29 protein-coding genes are annotated in these 25,519 nt (G+C 63.8%); 14 read left to right on the plus strand and 15 right to left on the minus strand.

What is annotated here, in order from left to right; genetic code table 11:
- Positions 1-300: 300 nt before the first annotated feature.
- From C404_RS40095 to C404_RS40125, 7 genes are all read right to left on the minus strand, one after another.
- On the minus strand, positions 301-1,557 hold the full coding sequence (locus C404_RS40095; protein WP_021194406.1) for an MFS transporter: 1,257 nt from the start codon (positions 1,555-1,557) through the stop codon (positions 301-303).
- Complete coding sequence (locus tag C404_RS40100) at positions 1,554-1,883, minus strand: hypothetical protein (protein ID WP_021194407.1); 330 nt, start codon at positions 1,881-1,883, stop codon at positions 1,554-1,556. Before C404_RS40100 ends, C404_RS40095 begins: the two co-directional genes overlap by 4 nt.
- 16 nt (positions 1,884-1,899) lie before the next feature.
- Positions 1,900-2,352, minus strand: coding sequence for a MarR family winged helix-turn-helix transcriptional regulator (locus tag C404_RS40105; protein ID WP_021194408.1), 453 nt, complete (start codon positions 2,350-2,352; stop codon positions 1,900-1,902).
- 121 nt (positions 2,353-2,473) lie between these two features.
- On the minus strand, positions 2,474-2,932 hold the full coding sequence (locus C404_RS40110; protein WP_021194409.1) for a DUF3828 domain-containing protein: 459 nt from the start codon (positions 2,930-2,932) through the stop codon (positions 2,474-2,476).
- A gap of 7 nt (positions 2,933-2,939) precedes the next feature.
- Positions 2,940-3,314: a CHAP domain-containing protein gene (locus C404_RS40115; protein ID WP_021194410.1), complete on the minus strand. Its 375-nt coding sequence runs from the start codon at positions 3,312-3,314 to the stop codon at positions 2,940-2,942.
- A gap of 145 nt (positions 3,315-3,459) precedes the next feature.
- A complete protein-coding gene (locus tag C404_RS40120) occupies positions 3,460-4,128 on the minus strand; it encodes a Vgb family protein (protein ID WP_021194411.1) in 669 nt (222 codons plus the stop codon).
- A gap of 37 nt (positions 4,129-4,165) precedes the next feature.
- Positions 4,166-5,386 carry a hypothetical protein gene (locus tag C404_RS40125; protein WP_021194412.1) on the minus strand — a complete coding sequence of 407 codons (1,221 nt, stop codon included), beginning with the start codon at positions 5,384-5,386 and terminating at the stop codon, positions 4,166-4,168.
- Between the two features lie 110 nt (positions 5,387-5,496).
- On the opposite strand from C404_RS40125, the gene C404_RS40130 reads away from it, so the two are divergent.
- The 4 genes from C404_RS40130 (at position 5,497) to C404_RS40145 (ending at position 9,955) form a co-directional block, all read left to right on the plus strand.
- Entirely contained in the window at positions 5,497-6,276 is a 780-nt protein-coding gene (locus tag C404_RS40130; protein ID WP_021194413.1) for a DUF899 domain-containing protein, read from the plus strand.
- Positions 6,254-7,072 carry a DUF2182 domain-containing protein gene (locus C404_RS40135; protein ID WP_031329224.1) on the plus strand — a complete coding sequence of 273 codons (819 nt, stop codon included), beginning with the start codon at positions 6,254-6,256 and terminating at the stop codon, positions 7,070-7,072. Before C404_RS40130 ends, C404_RS40135 begins: the two co-directional genes overlap by 23 nt.
- Before the next feature lie 123 nt (positions 7,073-7,195).
- Complete coding sequence (locus tag C404_RS40140; protein WP_021194415.1) at positions 7,196-8,413, plus strand: DUF418 domain-containing protein; 1,218 nt, start codon at positions 7,196-7,198, stop codon at positions 8,411-8,413.
- A 153-nt stretch (positions 8,414-8,566) separates the two neighbouring features.
- The gene (locus C404_RS40145) at positions 8,567-9,955 is read left to right on the plus strand and encodes an L-cystine transporter (RefSeq protein WP_031329226.1); all 1,389 of its coding nucleotides are present in this window, start codon (positions 8,567-8,569) and stop codon (positions 9,953-9,955) included.
- Positions 9,956-10,049: 94 nt separating this feature from the next.
- Here C404_RS40145 and C404_RS40150 read toward each other — a convergent pair whose 3' ends face one another.
- Positions 10,050-10,484: a hypothetical protein gene (locus C404_RS40150; protein ID WP_021194417.1), complete on the minus strand. Its 435-nt coding sequence runs from the start codon at positions 10,482-10,484 to the stop codon at positions 10,050-10,052.
- Between the two features lie 471 nt (positions 10,485-10,955).
- Positions 10,956-11,903: a pca operon transcription factor PcaQ gene (pcaQ, locus tag C404_RS40155; RefSeq protein ID WP_021194418.1), complete on the minus strand. Its 948-nt coding sequence runs from the start codon at positions 11,901-11,903 to the stop codon at positions 10,956-10,958.
- A 94-nt stretch (positions 11,904-11,997) separates the two neighbouring features.
- Between pcaQ and pcaH the strand changes: the two genes are divergently transcribed.
- The 3 genes from pcaH to thpR all read left to right on the plus strand — a co-directional run bounded on the left by pcaH (position 11,998) and on the right by thpR (position 14,151).
- Positions 11,998-12,738 carry a protocatechuate 3,4-dioxygenase subunit beta gene (pcaH, locus tag C404_RS40160; RefSeq protein WP_021194419.1) on the plus strand — a complete coding sequence of 247 codons (741 nt, stop codon included), beginning with the start codon at positions 11,998-12,000 and terminating at the stop codon, positions 12,736-12,738.
- Positions 12,738-13,433, plus strand: coding sequence for a protocatechuate 3,4-dioxygenase subunit alpha (pcaG, locus tag C404_RS40165; protein ID WP_021194420.1), 696 nt, complete (start codon positions 12,738-12,740; stop codon positions 13,431-13,433). The genes pcaH and pcaG overlap by 1 nt, the downstream gene beginning before the upstream one ends.
- Positions 13,434-13,566: 133 nt before the next feature.
- Positions 13,567-14,151 (plus strand): RNA 2',3'-cyclic phosphodiesterase, encoded by a 585-nt coding sequence (gene thpR / locus C404_RS40170; RefSeq protein WP_021194421.1) that lies wholly within the window; start codon positions 13,567-13,569, stop codon positions 14,149-14,151.
- A 23-nt stretch (positions 14,152-14,174) separates the two neighbouring features.
- On the opposite strand, the gene C404_RS40175 is transcribed toward thpR, so the two are convergent.
- Positions 14,175-14,870, minus strand: coding sequence for a DsbA family protein (locus C404_RS40175; RefSeq protein ID WP_021194422.1), 696 nt, complete (start codon positions 14,868-14,870; stop codon positions 14,175-14,177).
- A 13-nt stretch (positions 14,871-14,883) separates the two neighbouring features.
- Entirely contained in the window at positions 14,884-15,765 is an 882-nt protein-coding gene (locus tag C404_RS40180; RefSeq protein WP_021194423.1) for an MBL fold metallo-hydrolase, read from the minus strand.
- A 111-nt stretch (positions 15,766-15,876) separates the two neighbouring features.
- On the opposite strand from C404_RS40180, the gene C404_RS40185 reads away from it, so the two are divergent.
- Positions 15,877-16,779, plus strand: coding sequence for a LysR family transcriptional regulator (locus C404_RS40185; RefSeq protein WP_021194424.1), 903 nt, complete (start codon positions 15,877-15,879; stop codon positions 16,777-16,779).
- 54 nt (positions 16,780-16,833) lie between these two features.
- Positions 16,834-17,778 carry an endonuclease/exonuclease/phosphatase family protein gene (locus C404_RS40190; RefSeq protein WP_021194425.1) on the plus strand — a complete coding sequence of 315 codons (945 nt, stop codon included), beginning with the start codon at positions 16,834-16,836 and terminating at the stop codon, positions 17,776-17,778.
- A gap of 7 nt (positions 17,779-17,785) precedes the next feature.
- Here the strand turns inward: C404_RS40190 and C404_RS40195 are convergent, their stop codons facing one another.
- The 4 genes from C404_RS40195 to C404_RS40210 all read right to left on the minus strand — a co-directional run bounded on the left by C404_RS40195 (position 17,786) and on the right by C404_RS40210 (position 21,131).
- Positions 17,786-18,613: an isocitrate lyase/PEP mutase family protein gene (locus C404_RS40195; RefSeq protein ID WP_021194426.1), complete on the minus strand. Its 828-nt coding sequence runs from the start codon at positions 18,611-18,613 to the stop codon at positions 17,786-17,788.
- A gap of 3 nt (positions 18,614-18,616) precedes the next feature.
- Positions 18,617-19,288: a 2-hydroxychromene-2-carboxylate isomerase gene (locus C404_RS40200; RefSeq protein ID WP_021194427.1), complete on the minus strand. Its 672-nt coding sequence runs from the start codon at positions 19,286-19,288 to the stop codon at positions 18,617-18,619.
- The gene (locus C404_RS40205) at positions 19,281-20,120 is read right to left on the minus strand and encodes a CmcJ/NvfI family oxidoreductase (protein ID WP_021194428.1); all 840 of its coding nucleotides are present in this window, start codon (positions 20,118-20,120) and stop codon (positions 19,281-19,283) included. The genes C404_RS40200 and C404_RS40205 overlap by 8 nt, the downstream gene beginning before the upstream one ends.
- 66 nt (positions 20,121-20,186) lie before the next feature.
- Entirely contained in the window at positions 20,187-21,131 is a 945-nt protein-coding gene (locus C404_RS40210) for a LysR substrate-binding domain-containing protein (RefSeq protein ID WP_031329228.1), read from the minus strand.
- 138 nt (positions 21,132-21,269) lie between these two features.
- Here C404_RS40210 and C404_RS40215 point away from each other — a divergent pair, with 138 nt between their 5' ends.
- From C404_RS40215 to ldcA, 5 genes are all read left to right on the plus strand, one after another.
- A complete protein-coding gene (locus C404_RS40215; protein WP_021194430.1) occupies positions 21,270-22,487 on the plus strand; it encodes an MFS transporter in 1,218 nt (405 codons plus the stop codon).
- Between the two features lie 246 nt (positions 22,488-22,733).
- Positions 22,734-23,372, plus strand: coding sequence for a 7-carboxy-7-deazaguanine synthase (gene queE / locus C404_RS40220; protein ID WP_021194431.1), 639 nt, complete (start codon positions 22,734-22,736; stop codon positions 23,370-23,372).
- A 75-nt stretch (positions 23,373-23,447) separates the two neighbouring features.
- Positions 23,448-23,924: a 6-carboxytetrahydropterin synthase QueD gene (gene queD / locus C404_RS40225; protein WP_009238193.1), complete on the plus strand. Its 477-nt coding sequence runs from the start codon at positions 23,448-23,450 to the stop codon at positions 23,922-23,924.
- Positions 23,925-23,943: 19 nt separating this feature from the next.
- Positions 23,944-24,486 carry a tRNA adenosine(34) deaminase TadA gene (tadA, locus tag C404_RS40230; RefSeq protein WP_021194432.1) on the plus strand — a complete coding sequence of 181 codons (543 nt, stop codon included), beginning with the start codon at positions 23,944-23,946 and terminating at the stop codon, positions 24,484-24,486.
- A 9-nt stretch (positions 24,487-24,495) separates the two neighbouring features.
- Positions 24,496-25,434 carry a muramoyltetrapeptide carboxypeptidase gene (gene ldcA, locus C404_RS40235; RefSeq protein WP_021194433.1) on the plus strand — a complete coding sequence of 313 codons (939 nt, stop codon included), beginning with the start codon at positions 24,496-24,498 and terminating at the stop codon, positions 25,432-25,434.
- The last annotated feature ends 85 nt before the right edge of the window (positions 25,435-25,519 follow it).

Consider the following 25,519-nt stretch of genomic DNA (forward strand, 5'->3'; position numbering starts at 1 on the left):
AGGGTTTGCATGACGACCATGAACAGCACTATTCCAGAGCCGGTGGGCGACAGGGTTGGTTGGCCGGCTGCATGGCATTTCCTTCGGGTGTGACAGGGTGGCCAGCGTTTGACATGGCCTATGCAAAAGAAGCGGACAATTCGCCGCATTCTGCATAGCGCATTCGTATGAGGGGTGACGGCAAGAAAGGACTAGGAGGAGTAGGGGGGCTGGGCCTCGCATGAAGGGCACTCAGCGCCATGGCGACTCGCCTGCTGGCCCGATGCACCGCGATATCACGGTGCATCGAGAGACGTGATCTCAGGGCGTGCCTTGCCCCAGCGTCGACGGCGTTTGCTGAGGCAGGTGAATCTGCTGCCGCATGACGTAAATGGCAACGGCGGCCGAGAGCAAACCTGAAAGCGCGCCCACCCCAAGCGACCAGCGCGGCCCGAGATGGTCCGCCACCCAACCCACGATCGGCGCACCAATGGGGGTGCCGCCCAGCGCGATGGCCACGCGCAGTGCCATGACGCGGCCGCGCATGGCTGGCTCGGTAGACAGCTGCATCAGGCTGTTGCTCGTATTGGTGAAGGTGAGTGCCGCAATGCCGGTGATGACCAGCGCCGCCGCAAACAGCCAATAGCTCGGTGCAATGGCCGCCAGCGTGCAACCCAGGCCGAACATCGCCGCACCAATCAGCAGGGACTTGAACTCCGGGCGCTCGCGCCCAGCGGCGAACAACGCACCGGATATCGTGCCCACCGCCATCATCGACGACAGCACGCCGTAGCCACGCGCATCCGAATGAAAGACGCTCGCGGCCATCGTCGAGATGAAGATCGGGAAGTTCAGCCCGAACGTGCCGATCAGGAACAGCATGACCAGCATGGCCTTGAGGTCGGGGCGAGCCCACACGTAGCGGATGGCCTCTGCAAAGCCGCCTTGCGAGCGGTGTGCACGCGCATTGGGGCGCAGCTCGGACTTGCGCAGGAAGAAGAGCGAAGTCAGCACCGCGATGAACGACAGCCCGTTGGCCAGGAACGCCCAGCCTGTGCCGAGGGTGGCAATGGCGATACCCGCCGCCGCCGGCCCCACCATGCGCCCCGCGTTGAATGACGTGGAGTTGAGCGCCACCGCATTGGGCAAATCGCCATCGCCCACCAGTTCCGCCACGAATGTCTGGCGCACCGGCGCATCAAAAGCTGACGCACAGCCGGACAGAAACGCCAGCAGATAGACATGCCATAGCTGAACCGCACCGGTCACGGTCAGCAGCCCGAGTATCAGCGCCAACACGCCTGACGTTGCCTGGGTGGCCATCAGCAGCTTGCGCTGGTTGTAGCGGTCGGCGGCAACGCCCGTCCAGGGCAGCAGCAGAAGCTGCGGCCCGAACTGCAGCGCCATCACCGTGCCCACTGCAGAAGCGTTGTGATGGGTGAGCTGCGTCAGTACCAGCCAGTCCTGAGCGGTGCGCTGCATCCACGTCCCCACGTTGGAGACCAGCGACCCCGCTGCCCAGAGGCGGTAGTTGTAGACGCGCAGTGAACGGAAGACGCCCGCAGATGAGGTGCTCATTGGCGTTGTGGCAGGTTACCGCCGTTGAAGCGGCCAAAGCGCCGCGCCAACGGCACGCTGAGGGCCAGGATGCCCAGGCCGAGTGCTGCGGCATCGGCGGTGTCTCGCAAGTTGAAATCCCCCACGCGGAGAACGAGCACGTAGCCGACCACCAGGTTGAACAGGCTCCAGAGCACGTTCACGGTCGAGGACGAAAGGCCTTCGCCACGCGGCGTTGCAAACGGACTTTGAAACGGCCTGCCTGCGATGCCGAACACGAAATGCGGTACGGCGTTGGCAAGAAATGCGCCGCCGAAGAACCACGATACGAGGTGCAGTGATGCCATGTCAGGCGCTCCTTGTTCAGAATTCGGCAAGCCGTTGCAGCAGCTTGACGGCGCTGGCCAGCTCGGCTTGTTCCTGGGTAGACAGTTGGGCTTGCAGTGCGCGGAAGAGCCAATCGTCCTTGGCGGCGCGGCTTTCCTTGAGCACTTTGCGGAAACCGGGCGTCAGCTCGATGAGCGTCTGCCGACCATCGGTCGGGTCTGGCGTGCCGGCAACCGCCCCCATCCCTTCCAGCCCTGCAACGGTGACGCGCATGGACTGCGGCTTCACGCTCTCCGCACGGGCAAGTGCAGAAACCGTGGCGGGGCCGTTACGGTCCAGGCGCAGGAGAACCGACTTTTGTGCGTGGGTGAGGTCGTTCGGATGCACTTGTTCGCGCAGCCGCCTGGACAGCTTGCCCAGAGCAATGCGCAGATCGCCCGCCAGCGTGGCCGGCGGGGTGGGATCGTTCGGGGGTGGTGATTTAGCCATGCGCCAAGCATAGCATTAATACAGTTTAACTGTGCAGTTAAACTGTAATGTTTCGCAGTGCGCACAGAACGAAAAGCCCGCAGCAATGCGGGCTTCTTCATGGGCGCGGCAGGTGCAGGTGTTACTGGAAGTCCAGTGTGTCCTCCACCTTGGTGATCTTCCACCCATCGTCCAGCTTGCGCAGGAAGACGAGTACGCTCACCTTGTCCTTCGAGCCGAACGTGACCGGCACCACGGCAACGCCCTCCAGCAGGATCGGAGCGCGGGTCACGGTGTGTTCCGCCCAATCCTTCTCGTCGTAGTCCTGGACCTTGGTGAAGTAGTCGGCGTCGCCCGGCATCTCATTGCGGCGGTAGGCGTCGCGCAGGCGGTCTACCGTGTCTTTCGCAACGTAGGTGTAGATGCCGTTGTCCGTGAGCGGGTAGACCGATTTGGTTTGCAGCTTGATGTACCACGCGTAGAACGCCTTCGTATTGGCTTCCGGCGTGGCGGCCTTGCCCTGTGCCATGACGGCTTGCATACCGAGCAGGCCGACGGCGAGAACCAGCCATGCCAGTGCTCTGGAAAGTCGTGTCTTCATGATGGCCTCAGTCGTCGTGACGATAGATCTTGTACGCGGGCTGCGCGGTCCGATAGGCTTGTCCGGGGTAAAAACCTTGCGGCCCGTCGTTCTGCGTGAAATCGGACACCCATACCGTGCCGTTATAGATCGCCATGTGCCCGGACGGATGACCCGGTGCCGGTTGGATGACGACAATGTCGCCCTTGCGCGGGGCGGTCAGCACGGTGTGAAAGCCGGCTTCTTCAAGGACGGGGCCGTAGTCTTTGGCAAAGTGGGTTCGTCCAAGCGTTGCGCCACCCCATTCAATCGCCTTGCGCACGTACTTTGCGCAGTTTCCGGTGCTGTTCGGCTGCACGTGGATGTCGGCGTAGTTGGCGGCGCGGTTTCCATCGTAGGGCATCGTGTCTCTCCTGAAATACGAGTGTGGGCGCGGCCATCGTACAAGGAGTGCTTCGGCGGAATGTTATGGGGCTTTCAAATACGCAGGCGCGCAACAAAGAAAATGCCCGCGCGATGGCGGGCTTGATGCTGGGGCGCCGGTTTGGCTATTCGGCGGCGCTGTCGGCCGGCGTTTTCGCCGCTTTTCCGGGGCGGCGCACGGCTCGAATTTTTCCGCTGGTGCCGCCGCCGCAGAAGAACTGGTCGGCGCCGTCCGATTCAAGTCCTGACACGCCCACACCCGTTGGCATGTCGATCTGTTCCAGCACTTCGCCAGTGTGTGGGTCGATATGCCGGATGTCGCTGTCATCGCCTTCCCAGGTGGCATGCCAGAGTTCGCCGTCAACCCAGGTGACGCCGGTCACGAAGCGGTTCGACTCGATGGTGCGCAGCACGGCGCCGGTGTCGGGGTCGATCTGGCGAATCTTCTTGTCCCGATAGTGGCCCACCCATAGCGTGCCTTCGGCCCAGGCGAGCCCGGAGTCGCCACCGGCGCCCGGCGCAGGAATGGTGGCGAGCACTTTCCCGGTCTGCGGGTCGATCTTGTGGATACGGTCTTCCGCGATCTGGAACAGGTGCCGCCCGTCGAAGGCTGTGCCGGCGTGGGCGGGCACGTCAATCGTGCGCAGCGCTTGCCCGCTGGCAGGGTCGACTTCCTGCACATGGCCCCCGGCTGCAAACCAGACGTGCTGGCCGTCGTACGTCACGCCGCCTACGTTGTCGGCACCCGGGAACGGGCCATATTCGCGCACGATTTCGGCGGCGGATCGTTTCATGTTCGTGTCCTGTGGATTTGGTTGCGGAGTCTTCATCCTAGTCACTCGGCAGCGGCGCCGGGAGTAACAAGGTGGTCGCGAATCCGGGCACGGGTGGCGTCATCCAGCGGCGTGCACGCCCGTGCCCGAAGCACTGCACCTTGCCTGCCGTCGCCAGGGCATCGAGCGCGCGCTGCACGGTGCGTTGGCTGCTGCCCAGCGCGAGCGCCAGTGCCGAGCTGGACCACGACTCCCCATCTGCCAGACAAGCGAGCACGGCGGCATGCGGCGCCTCAACGGGCTGCGCCAGCACGACGATCTCGTGCGCGCGCCGTGGCTGCAGTGCGAACCCGTGTTTGGTTGCGCTCACCGATGCCAGATCGCCGAGTGCGGCGCGCAGCCGCCCGATCTCGACACGCAGGCGCACGCGGTGCGATTCATCGGCGTGCCTGGTGCGGAATGCCTGGGCGATGAGCGTGTCTCTTGGCACGTCTGCCGGCCAGGCTTCGGCCAGCGCGCGGGCGAGGGTGAACAGCATCGGGCGTGTGGCGAGCGAGACAACGGTGTCGGTCTCGCGCACGGCAAGGCGGCATGCATCCACGACCAGCGTTTTTGATGCGAACAGCGCTTCCACCTCTTCGAGCCGGAGGAGGCGCGCATTGCCATGCGAAACTAGGCGCGCGGCAGGTGCATGCAGTGCGAGGGCAGCGCTTTCGACCTCTGCCGTCAATGCGGGGATGCCGGCTTGGCGCGCAGCACGCTCAGCATGCGCAAGCGCTGTACGTGCGGGCTGTGTTTGCAGACGGCGCAGCGCAATGCCTGCAATAACCAACTCGTGTGCTGCGCGTAGCACGGGTGGCAGAGCGGTGGGGTCTTGCCCGGCCAACATGCGCTCCGCATCGTCCAGTCGGCCGATCAGGAGAAAGCGTCGGATGTCGAGATACCGCGCATGTGCCGCGTTGACATGGTCGCCATGCGCTTCAAGCGTGATACGTGCCGCATCGAGGGTCTTCTCGGGCCAGCCCAGGTCGCGTGAGGCGAGCGCAATTTCGGCTTCTGCAACGACGCAGCGCGCGCGGGCCAGGGCTTCTCTCGATCCGAAGGCGCGCGCTGCATTGCGCAGCAGGGCCCGTGCGCGCGTGAGATCGCCAAGCTGTGCCATGGCGATGCCGCGCAGCGCCAGTGCCGGCGGATCGTCGCGCAAGGCGACGCGGTTCAGCGCCCCGAACGGGTCACCCGCCGCGAGCGCGCGTGCGGCTGCCGTGATCAGCGAGTCCATCTGAATCCCGCCACACTTGTCACTCCCTCCGGTTGGTGTCGGCGCCTAATCTAGCACACGCGTTTCCACCCGAATTTCCATCCGAACTGTCCACCGATATGGAGGCAAGCATGACCACAACACACATCACCCAACATGCCACCGCGACACGGCAAGCGTGGCTAAAGGCACGTCTTGAATTGCTGGCAGCGGAGAAGGAACTGACCCGCCGCAGCGACGAACTCGCACGCCAACGCCAGGCGCTGCCGTGGGTCCGCGTCGACAAGACCTACCGCTTTGAAACCGATGAGGGGAGTGCGTCGCTGGCGGACTTGTTTCGCGGGCGTTCGCAACTGCTCGTGTATCACTTCATGTTCGGCCCGGACTACAAGGCCGGCTGCCCGTCGTGCTCGATGATCGCGGATGGGTTCAATGGCTTTGCGACGCATCTGGCAAATCACGACGTGCTGCTGCTGGCGGTGTCGCGTGCACCGCTGGAGAAGCTGCAGGCCTACAAACAGCGCATGGGCTGGACCTTTCCGTGGGCGTCGTCGGTCGACAGCGATTTCAACTACGACTTCAACGTCTCGATTTCTGAAGCGCAGCAGCGCGCCGGTACGGCCGACTACAACTACGTGCGCGGCAGCCACGTGATGGACGCATCGGATCTGCCCGAACCCGTGCAGCAGTTCGCGGCCATGTGCGGTACCGATGCACCCACCTATGTGCGCGACCGACCCGGCATGAGCGCGTTCGTGCTGGAGGATGGCATCGTGTACCACACGTACTCCACCTATGCGCGCGGGCTGGATGGCCTCTGGAGCGCGTACCAGTGGCTGGATCGCGCACCGCTTGGCCGCAATGAAGCCGGTGTCTGGTGGCGTCGCCATGATGAGTACGCGCAGCGTTGAACTGCCACGCACACATGCAGCGTCCGAGCGCGGTTTCCTTGGCGTCTCGGCGCTGCTTTTCGTGGCCAGCACGGCGGCGACAGTCGCGTGGTGCATATCGATGTCGCGCATGGGCGAGATGCCGATGCCCGGCGGATGGACGCTGTCGATGGCGTGGGTGCCGATGTGCGGGCAGACATGGCTGGGCACCGCCGCATCGTTTCTCGGTATGTGGATCGTGATGATGGTGGCGATGATGCTGCCGTCTCTGGTGCCGATGCTGCGGGGGTATCGGCACAGCGTGCGCGAGGCGGGTGACGTGCGTCTGGGCGTGCTGACCACCCTAGTAGGCCTTGGCTACTTTGCGGTGTGGGCTGCGTTTGGCGTGGTGGTCTTTGCGTTTGGTGCGGCGCTGCTTGCGCTGGAGATGCGTTGGCCGATGCTGGCGCGTGCCATCCCAGCGCTGGCGGGAATCGTTGTCCTAGGGGCCGGTGTGCTCCAGTTCTCTGCATGGAAAACGCATCAGCTTGCGTGTTGCCGAGAGGCGGCAGGAGCCAACTGCGCATTGCCCATCGATGTTAGAGCGGCCTGGCGACACGGCGTGCGACTCGGTCTGCATTGCAGTGGCGCCTGCGCAGGCTTGACGGCGATCCTGCTCGCTACAGGTGTCATGGACCTGCGCGTGATGGCCGTTGTGGCGGCAGCCATCACCGTTGAGCGTCTTACGCCTGGCGGTCAGGCCGTGTCGCGCGTTATCGGTGCCATTGCCACAGTGGCGGGCGTGTTCCTGACCGTGCAGGCGGCAACGCTCGGGTGACATGGCGCTCGCGCCCTTGCGGCCGGCTGAGCGCGTCGTGCCCGCAGTCAGTCAGCCACAAGGCAGCGCGCCAGCATGCGGAATATCCTGCCTTCCGTTCAAGCTGCCTTGTCGGAATCAGCCATGGCCCTGTCTTCAATCGAACGTCAATCGAGCCTTGACGCGCTGCGCGGTTTTGCCCTGCTGGGCATCTTGGTCGTCAACATCGTCGCCTTTGCTACGCCGTACTACGGCACGGGCGTGCCCGATCCGATGGCGCAGAGTCGCGTCAGCCACGCGGTCATGGTGGGCATTGCCTTGCTGTTCGAATGGAAGTTCTATCTGCTGTTCTCGTTCCTGTTTGGCTACAGCTTCACGCTGCAGATGCAGTCGGCCGAGCGCGACGGCAAGGCGTTTGTGCCGCGCATGCTGCGACGGCTTATCGGGCTCTGGGTGCTCGGGCTGCTGCATGGCGTGTTGCTGTTCCACGGTGACATCCTTACCACCTATGCCGTGATGGGCGCTGTACTGTTGACGTTGCGCAGCCGGGCAGAGAAGGCGCTGGCCAAGCTGGCGGTGGGCCTGATTGTGGGCACGGCCACGGTCTGGGCGATCATCGGCGTTCTCTCCGTACTCGATGTCGATGCAGCACGCGATTCGAAGGCACTGGCGCAGATCACTTCGGCGCTGACGGCGTTCCGCAGCACTCCCTGGGGCGTCATCGCGCAGCATGTGCAAGAGCTCAAGGGCGTGTGGGTCGTGACGGCACTGATGCAGGCGCCGACGGCACTGGCAATGTTCCTGATGGGGTGCATTGCAGGGCGGCGCGGGCTGTTCTCGGCATCGTCGCCAACCGCCGGCACCAGCAAGCTATACAAGCAATGCCTGATTGCCGGCGCCTGTGTGGGCCTGCCGGCTGCGGTGGCGTATGCCTATGGCACGACAAGGCTCGCTGGCACGCCCTGGGATCTGCTGGGGCTGTCGCTGAGCTTGCTGACGGCGCCATTGCTGACCGCTGCGTATATCGGTGGGATGCAGTTGCTGTTCCGCAGCCGCTGGGGCCAGTGGTGGCTGGGCGTGCTGGCGCCTGCCGGGCGGATGGCGCTGTCGAACTACCTGATGCAGTCGCTGGTGTGTTCGGTGATCTTTCTGGCGTATGGGTTCCGCATGATGGGCCGGGTCAGTCCGCTGGACACGCTGCTGATCGCGGTTGCAATCTTTGCGGTGCAAACGGTCATCAGCCGCTGGTGGTTGGGGCGTTTTGCCTATGGCCCCGTGGAGTGGCTGCTGCGTGCGGTCACGCACTGGCGGTTTTCGTCGCTGCGAGTGGGGAGGGCGGGACGAGGCGAGTTGGCGGGCTAGGGCCGCTGCGGTATCTACGGTGGATCGGACTGCACTTTTGATTCAATCCGTGCGCCGACGCCCTTTGTGCATCTGTCGTAAGATGCCGGCTCGATTGAAAGTGGCGACATGGACGTCACCACTTTCAATCACAGCTTGCAACACAAAGGGAAAATGAACATTCCGCTCATACTGAATATCGCGACATTCGTCGCCATCCTGATCGCTCTGGGCCGCGTGAACGCGAGCTGGAGCCTGGCGAAACGCGTGCTGCTGGGCATGGTGCTGGGCATCGTGTTCGGTCTGGTGTTGCACCTGATTTATGGTGACGACAGCGCAACGCTCAAGCAATCGATTGCCTGGTTCAGCGTTGTTGGCGGCGGCTACATCCAGTTGCTGCAGATGATCGTCATGCCGCTGGTGCTGGTCTCCGTTCTCAATTCGGTGGCCAAGCTCAACAGCACAGCGTCGCTGGGCAAGATCAGCGTGCTGACCATTGGCACGCTGCTGCTGACGACGCTGATTTCTGCGCTGGTCGGTGTGTTCGTCACCAACCTGTTTGGCCTGACCGCGCAAGGGCTGGTGCAAGGCGCGCAGGAAACCGCCCGCCTGACTGCGATCCAGGACAACTACGTCGGCAAGGTGGCGGACCTCTCGGTTCCGCAACTGCTGCAGTCCTTCCTTCCGAAGAACCCGTTTGCAGAACTGACTGGCGCCAAGCCGACGTCGATCATCGGCGTGGTGATCTTTGCCGCATTCCTGGGGGTGGCGGCACTGCATCTGCTCAAGGACGACGCGGTGAAGGGCGAGCGCGTGCTGACTGCCATCGATACCGCGCAGGCCTGGGTCATGAAGCTCGTGCGACTCGTCATTCGCCTGACCCCGTACGGCGTGCTGGCGCTGATGACCAACGTCGTGGCCGTGTCCAACGTACAGGACATCATCAAGCTCGGTGGCTTTGTGGTGGCCTCTTACCTGGGCCTGGCGATCATGTTCGGCGTGCATGCTGTGCTGCTGACGGTCAACGGCATCAATCCGATCCGCTTCTTCCGCAAGGTGTGGCCGGCGCTGTCTTTTGCGTTCACGAGCCGGTCGAGCGCCGCCACCATTCCGCTGAGCATCGAAGCGCAGACACGGCGCATTGGCGTGCCGGAATCGATCGCCAGCTTTGCGGCGTCGTTCGGCACCACCATTGGCCAGAACGGCTGCGCGGGCTTGTATCCCGCCATGCTGGCCGTGATGGTGGCGCCCACGGTCGGCATCAACCCGTTTGATCCAGTGTGGATCGCTACGCTGGTCGCGATCGTCACACTCAGCTCAGTCGGTGTAGCGGGCGTTGGCGGTGGTGCCACCTTTGCCGCGCTGATCGTACTGCCGGCCATGGGCCTGCCGGTGACGCTGGTGGCGCTGCTGATCTCCATCGAGCCGCTGATCGACATGGGCCGCACCGCGCTCAACGTCAACGGCTCCATGACCGCCGGCACCATCACCAGCCAGTTGCTGGGGCAGACTGATCGAAGCGTGTTTGACGCCGGCGACGAGCCCGAGCTGATGCATCGCTGATCTCTGCGCCAAAAAAAAGAAAATGCCGACCCCGTGGTCGGCATTTTTTTTTGAAACCCTCAACGGGGCGCTTTCGCGTGCCCGCTGGGATGCGTCAGCCCACGTTCGGCCCGGTCGGGATGAAGTCGATGACGACATCCGGCACCGTCACGACCTTGTTCGAGTTGAAGGCAAATTTGTTGAAGGTCTCGGGGTTGGGGATCCACAGCTTCTGTCCGTTGGTGACAAGGTAGGTTGCTGCGCTGCTGCCCTTGGCCAGCACGGCGCCGTTGGTCAGCGCCGGCCCGCGCGGGATGTTGTCGACCAGGTAGTCGCTCACGATGATGCCGTCCCACGAGGCGAACAGGTTGGTGTACGTGGTCGGGTTGGGGATCCAGCGCAGCTGGCCATGCAAGACCAGGTAGACCGGCGAGGAGTTGCTGCCTGTGACCCGTTCTCCGTCGTACTTCGTCCAGTCGTTGACAGCCAATGCCTCTTTTGCCTGGCTTTCCGTTGCGTGTACGCGTTCAGCAAGAGATTGTTGCGTCATTGTTGCGCCTCATTAAATGGGGTTGTCCTGGAGTCTGTGTGCCAAGGCATCAATGCGCTTGGTTGAGTCATTATATTTTTTAGAAAATGCTGCGCCTCGCTATCTCGAACTAATCATTATTAGATCGGCACGGTTATCCCAGGTAAATTGGCATTATTTGAACAGCGGGTAAGCAGGATAAGAAGAAGGCGGAAGGGGTCGAGCGTGAGCAACTCTTTGATTTTTCAATGTATGTGGTGATGAGTGCCGGCTGCCTGACAGGGATGATGACCAATGTTGCATAGGCCATTCAGGTGATGGGTGATATTTTCTTTGATCTGCCTTCAATAAAGTGAATTGGCAGTTGATCGCTGCGTAAAATGACGTTGAATCAGGTTATTTGTATTGAATAATTTTGGTGGATAACGCGGCTGTTATTTAATTATTCGGATTATGAAATTCGTTGCCTGTCTGCCGGCTAACGTTATAGTTTCAGCGTGTTTTTTCCGGAGCCGCATGCGCAAGCGCCCGGAGGGTCTCCATGAAAGCATCCGCCAACTCGGTTGGCGTGGCGGCGCTGCGGCGCAGCAGGCCAACGGGTTCTCCGGTGCCGGGTGTTGGCAGGTTGAGGCGTGTGAGCCAGCCTTGTGACAAGTCATCCTGGGCGGCACGCTCCGGCGTGATCCATATCGCATCGGAGCGGCGGGCCAGCAGCCGCGCGACCGACACGGACAGCGTTTCCGTCACGCCCGCGGGCAGCCGCAGGCCGTGCGTCTGGAACAGGGCATCGGTGTGATGACGTGGCACGGTGCCAGGCGTGGCAATCACCAGCGGATAGTCGAGCACCGCCTGCAGGGATGTCACACCGTTTGCAGACAGGGTCAGCGGATGCTGCGGCCGCACGACCAGCGCAAGCGCTTCTGCATACAGCAGCTCGAACGACAGACCCTGCATCATGGTCGGCTCGGCCATGCGACCTACCACGAAATCGAGCTCACCCGCCTTGAGCGCGGCCAGCAGTTCGGCATTGGTGCCGGTGCGCAGGCGTACGCCGGCATGCGGGCGTTGCGCATGCAGCGCGGCAATCGCCTGGGGAAGCAGGCCGCTCGCCACCGTCGGCAGGGCGCCGACGTGCACGACAGGTGCGGAGGCTTCGCCCGAACCCATCAGCGCAGCGGTGGCCGATTCCAGCGCCTGTGTCACCCCCACGGCATGTCGCAAGAACTGCTCGCCGGCTGCTGTGAGCCGCGCACCTTGCCGGCCACGCTCGACCAGTTGCATACCGGCCAGCGCTTCCAGTTCGCCCAGTGTTTTCGACACAGCCGGCTGGCTCAGGTGCAGCCGCTCAGCCGCACGCCGCAGGTTGCGCTCCTGCGCAATGGCAACAAAGCAGCTCAGATGGCGAAAGCGGATGCGCGAGGGCAGGTCAGTGCTATCCATAACTTTTGGTTATTGATTTTTCGATCAGAAGTCAATTTACTTCACTTTTTGGCAGAGATACAGTCATCCCCACAGATTCCAACGGAGACGCCCCATGACCCTGCCGCTTTCCGGCACCGGCGAGTTCGCCCAGCGCGATACCGCCCAACACCCGCCAGCGCTCACCCCCGTGTACAAGACCAGCGTGCTGCGCTCGCCGCGCAATGCGCTCATCTCCACGCTCAACACGCTGTCGGAGACGACCGCGCCGGTGTTCCATCCGGACGACCTCGGTGCGCTCGACAACGACCTCATCCTCAACTACGCCAAGGAGGGTCTGCCAATTGGCGAGCGCATCATCGTCCACGGCTATGTGCGCGACGAATTCGGCCGCCCCGTGCCGAACGCGCTGGTGGAGGTGTGGCAGGCCAACGCCGGTGGCCGCTATCGCCACAAGAAAGACCAGTACATCGCGCCGATCGACCCGAACTTCGGCGGTTGCGGCCGCATGCTGACGGACGCCAACGGCTACTACGCCTATCGGACCATCAAGCCGGGGCCATATCCGTGGCGCAATCGCATCAACGACTGGCGGCCCTCGCACATCCACTATTCGCTCTCGGGCGATGGCTGGGCGCAGCGTCTCATCACGCAGATGTACTTCGAGGGTGATCCGATGATCGCGCAGTGCCCGATCATCAAGACCATCCCCAGCGAAGAGCAGGTGCGCGGCCTGATTGCGCTGCTCGATACGGCTAACCACGTACCGCTCGATGCGCGCAGCTACCGCTTCGACATCACGCTGCGCGGCCGCCGCGCCACGCATTTCGAGAACGCCCTGCAAGGAGCCAAGTGATGACGACGACCACGCTTCATGCCTCACTCGAACGTGCGCAGGCAACGGCCATGACGACAACGCCGCCTTTCGCACATTTCAATGAGACGGCCTCGCAGACGGGCGGCCCCTACGTGCATATCGGGCTCGCACCGCGCCAGGCCGGCTTCGATATCTACGAGAAGGAATTCGGCAACGTGCTGACCACGCCCGCCACGCGCGGCGAGCGCATCGCGCTGGAAGGCCGCGTGTTCGATGGTTCCGGCTCGCTCGTACGCGATGTGCTGATCGAAATCTGGCAGGCCAATGCCGATGGCAAATACGCACACCCGGCTGACCAGCAGGACAAGCCAGCCGATGCGGCGTTCCGCGGCTGGGGCCGTGCGGGTGCCGATTTCGACACCGGCGTCTACCGCTTCGACACCATCAAGCCGGGTGCCGTGGCAGGGCGCGGCAATACCGTGCAGGCGCCGCATATCTGCATGGTGCTGTTTGCACGCGGCATCAACCTTGGCTTGCATACGCGCGTGTACTTTGCGGACGAGGCCACCGCCAACGGTGCCGATCCGGTACTCAATGGCATTGAGTGGGAAGTGCGCCGCAAGACGCTGATTGCCCAGCGTACCGAGCGCAATGGCGAGGTGGTCTACACCTTTGACGTGCGCCTGCAGGACACGCCCGATGGCGGTGCGGAAACGGTGTTCTTCGACATCTGATCGATCGCCGCGTCACATGAAACAACGCCCGACGGGTTCGTCCCGCCGGGCGTTGTTTTTTGGAGCAATGCGCAAGACGTCATGCGCTTGTCGATAATGGAGGTCTTGATGCTCCACACCTGACACCCGCGCTGTGACCCAACTCACCCTTCCCGGATTCGAAGCCACGCCGCAGTTGCCCGCACACCGCCTGTTTCTGGCGATTAAGCCCGATGCCGGTACCGCAGAGCGCATTGCACGATTGGTCGAGCAGTTGCGCCCGGTAGTGGGTTTCAAGGGGAAGGCGCTACGCCCGGAGCGCCTGCATGTCACGCTGTATCACCTGGGCGATTTCGTTCAAGCTCCGCCGGAGGATCTGGTTGCGCGCACGCGCCTGACTGCTGAGCGGCTTGCCTTGCCGGCCTTCGATGTCACGCTCGATCAGGTCGTGAGCTTTCATGGCCGACGCGATCATCGTCCGTTCGTGCTGCTTGGCAGTGATGGCGTGAGCGAACTGATGGCGTTTCAGTTGGCGCTGGGCGAGGCCTTGCAGCATGCCGGCCTGCCCGTGCCGCTTGGGCATTTCAAGCCGCACATCACGCTGTTGTACGACCGCGGTGGCTTTGCGCCCAAGCCGGTCGAACCCGTCACCTGGACGGTGCGCGAGTTCGTCCTCATCCATAGCTGGCTCGGCAAGACGCGGTACGACGAGCTTGGCCGCTGGACGCTCAAGGGCTGAGCTTCGCGCCGTTCTTTGCCCGGTTACGCGCAGCCATCCGGTCCGCAGACCGGCCCATCAGCCTCACTTGCTGGTGCCGGTGCACCGATGTGCTGCGCCAGGGCCTGCGCCCATTCTTCCGGACGACCAAGCCACGGGCCGACGTCGATTGTGCCCAGGTGGCCTTCCGCATCTTCCAGTGCAAACGTCGGGAAACCCTGACCACCCACGCGATCCAGCCACTGCCGGCTTGCCGCAATGTGCTGCTGCGTAAGCGCGCCGGCCTGCCGCGCATATTCCGCATCGAATGCTTCGGGCGATAGGCCCAGTTCAACAGCCAGCTCACGCAGCACGGGCAGATCAGCAATCCGTCGGCCTTCTTCGTAGTGCGCGCGTTGGACGCGGTGGATCATGTCCAGCCCGAGCCCGCCAAGCGCTTCGGCAGCCAGCACCGCGGTGATGGGCGGTTCCGAATCCATCATCGCGGTGGTATCACGCAGCAGGCCGTCAAAGTACGGTTTGCCGAATGGCTGGCCGGACATCTCGGCGATGCGGTGGTCGTGGGGCATGACATAGTCACGCCATTGCGGCGTGACCATGCGCCGGTTTGCGCCGGCCAGCATGCCGCCGCCATGAAAGGCGACGGTCAGGCCCGGCACTGCGCGGGCGGCATCCACCAGCGGCGCGGCGCCGTAGCACCAACCGCACAGTGGGTCGAAGATGTAATGCAACGTCGTCATGAACAATCCTTGGTTACTGCGGCCACTTCATTTCGCCCTTGATGACCTTCGCGCTCAACTCCAGCGAGGCATCGCCGGGCAGCGACGGGTAGGCCGCTTTCATCGCCTTGATCAATTCCGCTGAGTTGTTGGCGCGGGCAGCCTCCACCTCGAAGGTCTTCAGGTAATCCGCCGTAAAGCGTACCGCTTCCAACCCCGTGGGCATCGGCCCGGTGAAGTGGCCAGGCACCACCGTCGTCGGCTTGAGCGCGGTGATGTTATCGAGCGTCTGAAGCCAGCCCAGGCGCGATTCGCGCGTTTGCGTATCGGCCACCCACACGTGGTCGCCATTGTTGACCACCACGCCGCCGGCCACCGTCTTGAGCGACGGAATCCACAAGTACGTGCGTGCGGCGTCTGGGCCGTTCAAGCCTTTGATCTCGATCGTGCGGCCTTCCAGCGTGAGGTGATCGGCGTGCAGTACGTCGGGCAGCACGAGCGCCTTGGGTGCGTTGTCTTTCAGGATCGGGCCCCAATAGGCGAGCTTGCCGTTCATCGACGCCTGGATGGCCGCCACGGTTTGTGGCGTGGCCACGATCTTTGCCTTTGGGAAGGCCGCGCGGATGACGTCCAGCCCGAAGTAGTAATCCGGATCACTCTGGCTGATGTAGACGGTGGTGAGCGTCTTGCCGCTGGCCTTGATCTTCTGCACCAGGGCCTCTGCATCGCTGCGCTGGAACTGCGCGTCGATCAGGATGGCGTCGTGCGCACCCGTGATGATCTCCGACGACACCGGGAAGACACCCTTGTCGCCGGGGTTGTACACCTCCAGGTGCAGCGGCGCCGGGGGGGCGGCATGGGCAACGAGGCCGGCGCTGACAAGGCCGGCGGCAAGCAGGGTGCGGATCAAAGTCATCGGGTGCTCCTGGGCAAGTGAGGTGTGATGGCAATGTCGTTACTGTAGGTTGCTTGATTCGATCGAAAAACCACCTAAGATGCGCATATTTGTTTCTTCAATCGATCAAATATGGACCGGATCGTTGCCGCTGAGGTGTTCGTTGCGATTGTCGAGCGCGGCAGCCTGAGCGCCGCCGCTGAAGGGCTCGACATGTCGCGCGCCATGGTCACGCGCTATCTGGCGCAGATGGAGGATTGGTCTGGTGCGCGCTTGTTGCACCGGACCACGCGCCGCATGGGCCTGACCCCGGCTGGCGAAGCCACGCTCGTGCGGTGTCGCCAGATCCTGGAGATTGCCGCGCAGATGGCCGTTGCAGATGGTCCCGAGGCCGACACGCCACGCGGTTTGTTGCGCATCGCTTGCGCACAATCGCTCGCACAGGAGGTGTTGAGTGCGGCGGTAACGGCCTTTCTGCGGCGCTATCCGCAAACGGCGGTCGACCTCGTTGTCGACAACCGCACCATCAACCTCGTGGAAGAGCGCATCGATCTGGCGGTGCGCATTACCAATGATCTCGATCCGAACCTGATCGCGCGGCGACTGGGCACGTGCAACTCCGTGGTGGTGGCTGCGCCGTCGTACCTGGCTGCGCACGGTACGCCGCGCCGAGTGGAAGACCTGGCCGTGCACAACTGCCTGACGTATTCGTACTTCGGCAAGAGCCTGTGGAAGTTCACTGATACGAAGACGGGGGTGTCGTCCGACGTGCCGGTGAGCGGCAATCTGAGCGCGAATGAGTCGATGGCGCTGCTGGCGGCCGCCAGGGAAGGCGCGGGCGTTGCACTGCAGCCGGCGTTTGCCGCCGCGCCACCCATCGCCGCCGGCCAGCTCGTGCGCCTGCTGCCCGAGCACGTGCCGCAGGCGCTCGGCATCCATGGTGTCTATAGCTCACGTAGGCAGATGCCGGCGGCGCTGCGGGCGATGCTGGATTTTCTGGTGGAGTGGTTCAAACCACGTCAGGGCGCTGTCTGATATTGCAGTCTGCGTGCGGTCACTAGAGTGGCGGGCTTTCAGGCAGGGAGCCCCATGAACTACGACGGCATCACCCCAGAGATTGCGCGCGGCCTGCTGGTGCTGCGCGAACGTATTGCCCAAGCGAAGATCCCGTCTTCCAAACTGGACGAAACGCTCAACATTGCCACTTGGAACATCCGCGAGTTCGGCAAGAAGCCGCGCACAAAGACCGCGCTGTACTACATCGCGGAGATCCTGCGGCAGTTCGATCTGATTGGCGTGCAGGAAGTGCGTGACAACCTGGGCGACCTCAAGCGCGTGCTGGAGATTCTTGGCCCTGATTGGCGCGCCGTGTATTCCGATGCGTTGACCGACGCCGGTGGCAACCGCGAGCGCATCGCCTATGTCTATGACCGCCGTGCCGTTGCCTTTACCGGTTTGGCAGCGCAGGCGCAACCGCCACGCACGAAACGCGGCATGGAGTATTTGTCAGACATTTCGTGGTGGCGCCGGCCGTACATGGTGTCATTCCATTCCGGCAACTTTGACTTCGTCTGCCTTTCCGCCCACATCCGCTGGGGAAACAGCGAGCGCGATCGCCTATCGGAAATCGAGGCGCTGGCCGACTGGGTCTACGCCAAGGCGCAAGAGAAGGACGCCGACGGCAAAGACCTGATTGTCATGGGCGACTTCAATGTCCCCAGCGAGAAGAGTCCGCTGTTCCAGGCGCTGACCGCACGTGGGCTGCGTGTGCCGGACAAGCTGCTGCGCAGCACGTTCGGCAGCAACCTGGAGAAGAACAAGCGCTACGACCAGATCCTGCAAATGCCGGAATACCCCGAGAGCTTTACCAACGCGGGCGGCGTGCTCGACTTCTATCAAGGCGATCACACGCCGCTGTTCCCGCGTTTGACGAAGCAGGCGATGACGTATCAGCTCTCAGACCATCTGCCGCTGTGGGTGCAGATCAATACCAACACCGAAGAGCACATGCTGCGCGCGACTGCCGGCGCGTAGGCAAGGCTCAAGCGTAGGGCGCAAAGATGCCATTGAGTTTGGCCCCGCTGGCGGCATCGCGTGCAAAGGCGAAGGTGCCCGTGGTCCGCAACTCCTCTGCCGCGCGCAGGAATGCGCCCTGCGCAGCCCGTGCCAGTGCGGCGCCCACGCTGATGCGCTTGACGCCCAGTTCGGTCAGTTCCGCCACGCTCAGGTTGCCGTCGGCAAACCCCATCAGCACGTTGAGCGGACAATCGATTTCGCGCAGCACGGTGGCAATCTCTTCACGCGTTTTCAGGCCGGGGGCGTAGAGCACGTCGGCGCCGGCATCTTGGAATGCCTGCAGGCGCCGGATGGTGTCGGCCAGATCGTTGCGGCCGTGCAGGTGGTTCTCTGCGCGCGCGGTGAGCGTGAACGGAAACGGCAGTGAGCGCGCGGCTTCCACGGCGGCGCGTACGCGCTCGACAGAGGCTTCCAGCGGATAGATGGGCGCATCGGCGCGGCCCGTGGCGTCTTCAATGGAGCCGCCCACAATGCCCGTGGCACCCGCCAGGCGGATGGTCTCGGCCACGGTTTCGGGGGCATCGCCAAAGCCGTTTTCCAGATCGGCGGCCATCGGCAGATCGGTTGCCGCGGCCAGGTCGGCCACGTGCGTGAGGATGAGATCGCGCCCAACGCCGTAGTCAGGCAACCCGCGCGAGAAGGCAAAGCCGGCACTGGTGCTGGTCAACGCCTCGAAGCCCAGCGCGGCCAGCAACCGGGCCGAGCCCGGATCCCACGGGTTGGGGATGACAAAGGTGCCGCTGCGTTCGTGCAGGGCGCGGAAGGCGTGGGCTTTTTCGATCTGAGTCGGCATGGGCTATCCGGTGTGGAGTGGATGGGGATTGGACTGCAAAGCTGCGGCACAGGCGAGCGCGTCATCCAGGCGGTCATTGCCCCAGAACATCGCGTCACCGACAAAGAACGTTGGGGCACCAAAGATGCCACGAATCTGCGCGGCGTGCGTTTGTTCGCGCAGGCGCTGCTTGTTGGCGTCGGACAGGGCTTCGGCCAGGATCGCTTCGGCGGGAAGCCCGAGTGCGGACAGTGCTTCGCACACGGCCTCTGGCGTGTGGATGTCACTATCCTGCGCGAAATTGTGCAGCATGATGCGCTGGCAGAACGCGCCGATCCACGGTTGGTCGGCACCCAGCGCCGCCACACGCAGCGGCAGCACGGAATTGCGTGGGAAGGTGCTTGGCCGCGTCCACGGCACACCAATCTTCTGGCACTCCCGTGCGATGTCGTGCCACATGTAGTCGCCCTTGGCCTTTTGCAGCATGAATGGCGAGTTACTCCAGCCGAAGGACTGGAAGATCGGCCCGAGCAGAAACGGCTTCCATACGATGCGCACGCCCAGGCGTATGGCCGCCGCCTCGATACGCATCACGCTCAGGTAGCTGTAGTTGCTGGCGAAGTCGAACCAGAACTCGACGGTGGGTGTGGGTACGAGGGCTTCCCACGTTGCGTTGTAAGGGGTCGGCTTAGTCATACACCACCAGGCAGCGGATTTCGATGCTCTCGCGCGGTGGCGTGCCAGCCGGCGCCTCGGGGTGGACGAACGCGGCATGCGGTGTGAACCGCGCCACGCCGCTGGCCTGTGAGTCATATTGCTTGAAGACCAGCGCCTCGTGCCGATCAATGGCCGACGCGTACCACCAGCGGTGGCGCGGGTTGTGGGTGGCGAGGTAGAGCTCGCCGGTACGCGTGGGGTAGCGGATCTCTGCGGCGACGAGGTCGGCGACGTTCACGCTGCGCGCATCGCACAGGGCCAGCGGCGTATCGAGCACCGGCCCGCGGATCGAGCGCCAGATGTTGACGATGCCATAGCGCCCGACTGCCGCAGCCTGCACGGGGTCGGTCAGCACACGGCCCAGGCGCAGGCGGCCAGACGCCTCGGTGTAGTCGTTATGGATGCGGCCGACGGCAGAGGGCGCACCGTCGCCTTCGCGCCCGAAGGTGAGGGTGGGGCGGCTTGGATCGCGCCGACGGACCAGGTGGTCGAACACGTATGCAGCGCGGGCACCCGTTACGGCGCGCGCAAGCTCGGCTGCTTCTGCGTAGTAGATCGCGTGGATCGCGTCTTCATCGCCAAAGTCCGTTACGCGCGTGGGAGCGTCGGCAAGGATGAAGCCCTCGCGTTCGAGCGCTGGCGGCGCGGTTGAACGTATGTCGGCGATGCTGACCTCGCGCAGCTCGTACTCGCAGGTCTGCCAGGGCTCGCCAGCGGGCGGCGGGTACATGTAGTTGATGGCATAAGGGCCGTCGGGTTTGACGTAACTCAGGCCGCCAACCACCGTTTGCGGTCGGGTGCGGGTGTCCATGCAGCCTCCAACGTGGGTGTCGTTGGCGGCATTACACGTGGTGCGCGGCGTGCGCTCAAACGCGTTTCATGCAAGTTCGGATGCGCTGGGCGCATGCGAAGCCTGGGTCGCGGCTTCAGCGCAGATCCAGTTGGCCACATCACGTACGTCGCGGCGTGGGTTGATCTCTGCCTGGATCAACCAATACGCATGCGTGTTGTGCACGCCAGGGGCCGTCGTCGGCACGGTCACCAACCGGCCATCGGCCAGCAGAGGGGCAATCAACTCTTGCCGGCCCAGTGCAATGCCTTGGCCCGCCACCGCCGCGTGGATGATCTGGTCGTGCTGGTTGAAGCGCAGCACCGTGCGGGGTTTGGCGTGGCTCCAGCCGGCGGCGGCAAGCCAGTCGGTCCATTGGAGCCAGGGGCGGCGCAGGTCACGGTCGTCAAAGTCGAGCAGGGTCTGGCCGGCCAGCGCCTCGGCGGAGTCGAGCGAACACAACGCCAGCGACGGATGTGCAACCGGCGCCACGGTTTCCCCGAACAGGCGGATTGCGCCGGGCGGCGCATCCTCCGGCGGGCAGTAGCGGATGGCCAGCTCGATGCCCTCGTTCTTCAGATCGACGAGGCGGTTGTTGGTGGCCACACGCACGTCGATGTCCGGATACTGCTGCTGGAAGCGCGCCAGACGCGGCAGCAACCACAGGCCCGTCACGCCGATGCTGGCGGTGATCGTCACAGGTCGGCGCTCGGCCGCCACGCGAATGGCGCCGATGGCGTCCTGCAACTGCTGCACAGCGCTGTCGGCGCTGCGGAACAAGCGTTCACCTTCAGGTGTGAAGGCGATCGAGCGGTGGCCGCGCACCAGCAGCTTTACGCCCAGCGTTTCTTCCAGCACCGACACCTGGCGGCTCACGGCCGATTGGGTCAGGCACAGGTCATCGGCGGCCAGCGTGATGCTCATGCGCCGGCCTACGGCCACAAAGCCGCGCAGCAAGTCCAGCGAGGCCAATCGAACCAATGGTGTCGACATGCGTTTTCCTCATGTGAAGCGTTCTCAAAGATCAATTGAGAACCCCAATGTGGCGAAGTTTAATAAGCCATCGGACCACATTCCAGCCAAATGCACGCTTGCAACGCGGGAATGTCAGTCGCAACGGAGAACGCACCCATGACATCGAAATCCTTGACGCAGTCGCCCTGGCTGCCGGTATTGGCGGGCGGGGCGGTGATCGGCCTGGCGCTGGGCATCCGCCACGTGCAGGGCTTGTTTCTGGTGCCCATCACGATGGACCATGGCTGGACGCGCGAAACCTTCGGCCTGGCCATCGCGCTGCAGAATCTGATCTGGGGTGCGGCGCAGCCGTTCGCCGGCATGCTGGCAGACCGTTTTGGCGCGGCCAAGGTCGTGGTCGCGGGTATCGCGGTTTACACACTGGGGCTGGTGCTGATGGCGCATGCCGGCACGCCGCTGGGTTTTACGCTGTCGGCGGGTGGGCTGATCGGTATCGGGCTCTCGGGCACCTCGTTCGGCGTCGTGTACGGCGCGATCAGCCGGCTGACACCGCCGGAGCGGCGTAGCTGGGCGCTGGGCGTGGCGGGCGCCGTGGGTGGCGTCGGCCAGTTCGTGATGGTGCCGGCGGCGCAGGGGTTGCTGAGCAACGTCGGTTGGGTGACGGCGCTGGTGGTCATGGCCGTGGTGATGGCGGTGTTCCTGCCGCTGGCGGCGCCGCTGCGCGAGAAGGCATCCACCGTCATGGCGCATGAAGCGCACCAGAGCCTGGGCGCAGCCATTCGCGAAGCGTTTGCGCACCCAGGTTTCTGGCTGTTGAACCTTGGTTTTCTGGCGTGCGGGTTTCAGCTTGCGTTCATTGCCGCGCACATGCCCGCGTATCTGCTCGACAAAGGGCTGACAGCGCGCCACGGCATGATTGCGCTGGCGCTCATCGCGGCCGCAAACATTGTCGGCACGTATTACTGCGGCGCGCTGGGCGGGCTGTTCCGGCGCAAGTACCTGCTGTCGTTGCTGTACCTGATCCGCACGGCGGCGATCGCGCTGTTCATCCTGCTGCCGCTGTCGCCGGTCACGCTGTATGGGTTTGCCATCGTGATGGGGCTGCTGTGGCTGGGCACGGTGCCGCTCACGAATGGGCTGCTGTCGCAGGTGTTCGGGGTGCGTTATATCGGCACGCTGTTTGGCTTCGTGTTCCTGGGCCACCAGATCGGTGCATTCCTGGGCGTATGGCTGGGTGGCTTGGTGTACGACCGCCTGCACGCGTACGACGCGATCTGGTTTGGTGCGATGGTGCTGGGCATCGTGGCGGCGTTGCTGCACTGGCCGATCGATGATCGCCAACTGGCGCGCACACCGGTCGCGCAACCGGCATGAGCGGGCGGTTCAAGCGCTGTGTAGCGTGGGCGCTAGCGGTAGCTGGTGCTGCGCTGATTTTTTCGGCGTGGCTGACGCCGGAGAGCGTGTTTTCCTTTGTGACGTTGGCGTCCTTCTGCGGCTAGAACGACGCAGAAGCCCGATTTGTGAAACAATACCGGGTTATTCACTAGTGGGTACTGGTACGGTTTGCGCGGGAATTGGGTTGCTTTTGCAGCTTTCTCCTGTGAATGCCACCGTTCAGACATGACTTACGCCGTCAAGGAAATTTTCTACACGCTGCAAGGCGAGGGTGCCAACACTGGCCGCGCAGCCGTCTTCTGCCGCTTTGCCGGCTGCAACCTCTGGAGCGGGCGCGAAGCCGATCGCGCCACCGCCGTCTGCAAGTTCTGTGACACCGACTTCGTCGGCACGGACGGCACGCAAGGCGGCAAATACACCACCGCGGATGCCCTGGCCGATACCGTCGCCGCCGAATGGCCGGCCGACGCCAAGGGCGGCAAGCCGCTCGTCATCTGCACCGGCGGCGAGCCGCTGCTGCAACTCGATAAGCCGCTGATCGACGCATTGCACGCACGCGGCTTCGAGATCGCCATCGAGACCAACGGCACCATCGCTGTGCCCGAGGGCATCGACTGGGTATGCGTGAGCCCGAAGATGGGCTCGGAGCTGGTTGTCACGCGTGGGGACGAGCTGAAGGTCGTGATCCCGCAAGACGGGCAAGACCTCGACGCATATGAACGGCTGGATTTCCAGCATTTGTTCCTGCAGGCCATGGATGGCCCGCTGGCGCGGCAGAATACGGCGCTCGCCGTTGAGCTGTGCCAGCGCCGGCCGCGCTGGCGCCTGTCGCTGCAAACCCATAAGATGCTGGGCATCCGCTAAGGCGGGCCGCAGCATTTTGTCCCAGTCGTCTCAGCCGTTTCGCGGCGTTCGCTGCCGCCCAGTCCTTTGCGCTCCATGACCAAGACCGTTTCCATCACGCGCCGGCTCGAATTCGATGCCGGCCACCGCATCCCCGGCCACGCCGGCCAGTGCCGCAACCTGCACGGCCATCGCTACCAGCTTGAACTCACGCTCACGGGCGAAGTCCTGCACAACGACAAGGCCGCCGACGACGGCATGATCCTCGACTTCGGCGACGTCAAGCAGCTCGCCAACAAGCACCTCGTCGACCTGTGGGACCACGCGTTCCTGGTCTATCGGGGCGACACAAAGCTGGTCGAATTCCTGAACGACATGGAAGGCGGTCACAAGACCGTCGTGCTGAACGACGTGCCCACCGTCGAGAACCTCGCGCAGGTCGCGTTCGACATTCTCGAGCCGGTGTTCCGCAATACGTTCGGGCACCATCTGCGTTTGTCGAAGCTGGTGCTGTACGAAACCCCGAACTGCTGGGCCGACGTGAAGCTCGCGCGCCCGCACGAGCAAGATTGATCGGATACAGCCGATACGCATGACCACGCCCCACGTCCTCACACCGCCTGCCGACATGTCCGCGCACGAGCGCGACGGTTACTGGATGCAGCAGGCGCTGGTGCAGGCCAAGTTTGCATGGGGGCGGGGCGAGGTACCGGTCGGCGCGGTGGTCGTGCGCGGCAACGAGATCGTCGGCGTCGGCTACAACGCGCCGATTGGCACGCATGACCCCTCAGCTCACGCCGAGATGCGCGCCCTGCGCCAAGCCGCCGAAAAGCTCGGCAACTACCGCCTGCCCGACTGCGAAGTCTTCGTGACGCTGGAGCCGTGCGTGATGTGCGCGGGCGCCATGCTGCACGCGCGTGTCGCACGCGTCGTCTACGGCGCGCCGGACCCGAAGACGGGCGCTGCCGGCAGCATCCTCGACCTGTTTGCCGAGACGCGCCTGAACCATCAGACCGCCATCACCGGCAGCGTGCTCGCGCAGGAATGCGGCGACATGCTGCGCGCGTTCTTCGCCGAGCGCCGCGCGAGCCAACGTGCTGCACGGCTGGCCTCCACCGAATCCGATCCGATCTGAACTGACCGCATGCCGACCACCGTCCGCCTGATCGCTCCCTCTGGCTACCCGAACGATGCTGAGATCGCCAAACGCGGCGCTGCGGCGCTGCGGGCGCAGGGCTGCGAGCTGGTGAATACGGAATGCCTCACGCGCCAGCACCAGCGCTTTGCCGGCGACGACGATGCGCGGCTGGCCGATCTGCACCAGATCGGCACCGGCAGCGGTCAGGAAATCGCCATGGCCATCCGCGGCGGTTACGGGTTGACGCGGTTGTTGGACCGCATCGACTTTGCGGCGATCCACCAGCGTGCGCGGGCCACCGATGCCATCATCGTCGGCCATAGCGATTTCACGGCGTTCTCGTTGGCGTATCTGGCCGCGACGGGCGGTGTGACATTTGCCGGGCCGCACCTGTGCTCGGATTTCGCGCTGCCCGAGGTGGATGCCTACATGGTCGAGCATTTCTGGGGCATCTTGCGCAACCCGAACTACGCGTTGCGTGTGGATGTGCCACAGGCCACCGCTCGCCTGGGGCGCATCACCGGCACGCTGTGGGGCGGCACGCTGTGGGGCGGCAATCTGGCCATGCTGTGCAGCCTGGTTGGTACGCCATATCTGCCCAGGATCGACGGCGGCATCCTCTTCGTTGAAGACATCAACGAGCACCCGTATCGGGTCGAGCGCATGCTGCTGCAATTGCAGCAGGCCGGTGTGCTGGAGCGTCAGCAAGCGCTGGTGCTGGGCGATTTTTCAGGCTATCGCACCACGCCGTACGACGCGGGCTACGACTTCGGCCCCATGTGCGACTACCTGGCTGCCCGGTTGCCAATTCCGGTCCTGACCGGCCTGCCGTTCGGCCATTGCCCGACCAAGGCGACGCTGCCGATCGGCGCGCAAGCCGAGCTGGACATCGATGCGACGGGCTTTACGCTGCACTTGGGCGGCTATCCGACGCTGCGCGGCTAGGCCGCTTGCCTGTCCGGGTCATCTCCGGATGGTAAAATCCCAGGTTTCCTAAATGGCGCACGGCCAAGTGCCTGCCGCGCCAGAT

Source organism: Ralstonia sp. AU12-08, from assembly GCF_000442475.1.
Lineage (GTDB): Bacteria > Pseudomonadota > Gammaproteobacteria > Burkholderiales > Burkholderiaceae > Ralstonia > Ralstonia insidiosa.

Excerpts from the sequence above, each read along its gene's own strand:
- C404_RS40095 (WP_021194406.1), bottom strand. The coding sequence starts at position 1,557 with ATGAGCACCTCATCTGCGGGCGTCTTCCGTTCACTGCGCGTCTACAAC.
- C404_RS40100 (WP_021194407.1), bottom strand. The coding sequence starts at position 1,883 with ATGGCATCACTGCACCTCGTATCGTGGTTCTTCGGCGGCGCATTTCTT.
- C404_RS40105 (WP_021194408.1), bottom strand. The coding sequence starts at position 2,352 with ATGGCTAAATCACCACCCCCGAACGATCCCACCCCGCCGGCCACGCTG.
- C404_RS40110 (WP_021194409.1), bottom strand. The coding sequence starts at position 2,932 with ATGAAGACACGACTTTCCAGAGCACTGGCATGGCTGGTTCTCGCCGTC.
- C404_RS40115 (WP_021194410.1), bottom strand. The coding sequence starts at position 3,314 with ATGCCCTACGATGGAAACCGCGCCGCCAACTACGCCGACATCCACGTG.
- C404_RS40120 (WP_021194411.1), bottom strand. The coding sequence starts at position 4,128 with ATGAAACGATCCGCCGCCGAAATCGTGCGCGAATATGGCCCGTTCCCG.
- C404_RS40125 (WP_021194412.1), bottom strand. The coding sequence starts at position 5,386 with ATGGACTCGCTGATCACGGCAGCCGCACGCGCGCTCGCGGCGGGTGAC.
- C404_RS40130 (WP_021194413.1), top strand. The coding sequence starts at position 5,497 with ATGACCACAACACACATCACCCAACATGCCACCGCGACACGGCAAGCG.
- C404_RS40135 (WP_031329224.1), top strand. The coding sequence starts at position 6,254 with ATGATGAGTACGCGCAGCGTTGAACTGCCACGCACACATGCAGCGTCC.
- C404_RS40140 (WP_021194415.1), top strand. The coding sequence starts at position 7,196 with ATGGCCCTGTCTTCAATCGAACGTCAATCGAGCCTTGACGCGCTGCGC.
- C404_RS40145 (WP_031329226.1), top strand. The coding sequence starts at position 8,567 with ATGAACATTCCGCTCATACTGAATATCGCGACATTCGTCGCCATCCTG.
- C404_RS40150 (WP_021194417.1), bottom strand. The coding sequence starts at position 10,484 with ATGACGCAACAATCTCTTGCTGAACGCGTACACGCAACGGAAAGCCAG.
- pcaQ (WP_021194418.1), bottom strand. The coding sequence starts at position 11,903 with ATGGATAGCACTGACCTGCCCTCGCGCATCCGCTTTCGCCATCTGAGC.
- pcaH (WP_021194419.1), top strand. The coding sequence starts at position 11,998 with ATGACCCTGCCGCTTTCCGGCACCGGCGAGTTCGCCCAGCGCGATACC.
- pcaG (WP_021194420.1), top strand. The coding sequence starts at position 12,738 with ATGACGACGACCACGCTTCATGCCTCACTCGAACGTGCGCAGGCAACG.
- C404_RS40175 (WP_021194422.1), bottom strand. The coding sequence starts at position 14,870 with ATGACGACGTTGCATTACATCTTCGACCCACTGTGCGGTTGGTGCTAC.
- C404_RS40180 (WP_021194423.1), bottom strand. The coding sequence starts at position 15,765 with ATGACTTTGATCCGCACCCTGCTTGCCGCCGGCCTTGTCAGCGCCGGC.
- C404_RS40185 (WP_021194424.1), top strand. The coding sequence starts at position 15,877 with ATGGACCGGATCGTTGCCGCTGAGGTGTTCGTTGCGATTGTCGAGCGC.
- C404_RS40190 (WP_021194425.1), top strand. The coding sequence starts at position 16,834 with ATGAACTACGACGGCATCACCCCAGAGATTGCGCGCGGCCTGCTGGTG.
- C404_RS40195 (WP_021194426.1), bottom strand. The coding sequence starts at position 18,613 with ATGCCGACTCAGATCGAAAAAGCCCACGCCTTCCGCGCCCTGCACGAA.
- C404_RS40200 (WP_021194427.1), bottom strand. The coding sequence starts at position 19,288 with ATGACTAAGCCGACCCCTTACAACGCAACGTGGGAAGCCCTCGTACCC.
- C404_RS40205 (WP_021194428.1), bottom strand. The coding sequence starts at position 20,120 with ATGGACACCCGCACCCGACCGCAAACGGTGGTTGGCGGCCTGAGTTAC.
- C404_RS40210 (WP_031329228.1), bottom strand. The coding sequence starts at position 21,131 with ATGTCGACACCATTGGTTCGATTGGCCTCGCTGGACTTGCTGCGCGGC.
- C404_RS40215 (WP_021194430.1), top strand. The coding sequence starts at position 21,270 with ATGACATCGAAATCCTTGACGCAGTCGCCCTGGCTGCCGGTATTGGCG.
- queE (WP_021194431.1), top strand. The coding sequence starts at position 22,734 with ATGACTTACGCCGTCAAGGAAATTTTCTACACGCTGCAAGGCGAGGGT.
- queD (WP_009238193.1), top strand. The coding sequence starts at position 23,448 with ATGACCAAGACCGTTTCCATCACGCGCCGGCTCGAATTCGATGCCGGC.
- tadA (WP_021194432.1), top strand. The coding sequence starts at position 23,944 with ATGACCACGCCCCACGTCCTCACACCGCCTGCCGACATGTCCGCGCAC.
- ldcA (WP_021194433.1), top strand. The coding sequence starts at position 24,496 with ATGCCGACCACCGTCCGCCTGATCGCTCCCTCTGGCTACCCGAACGAT.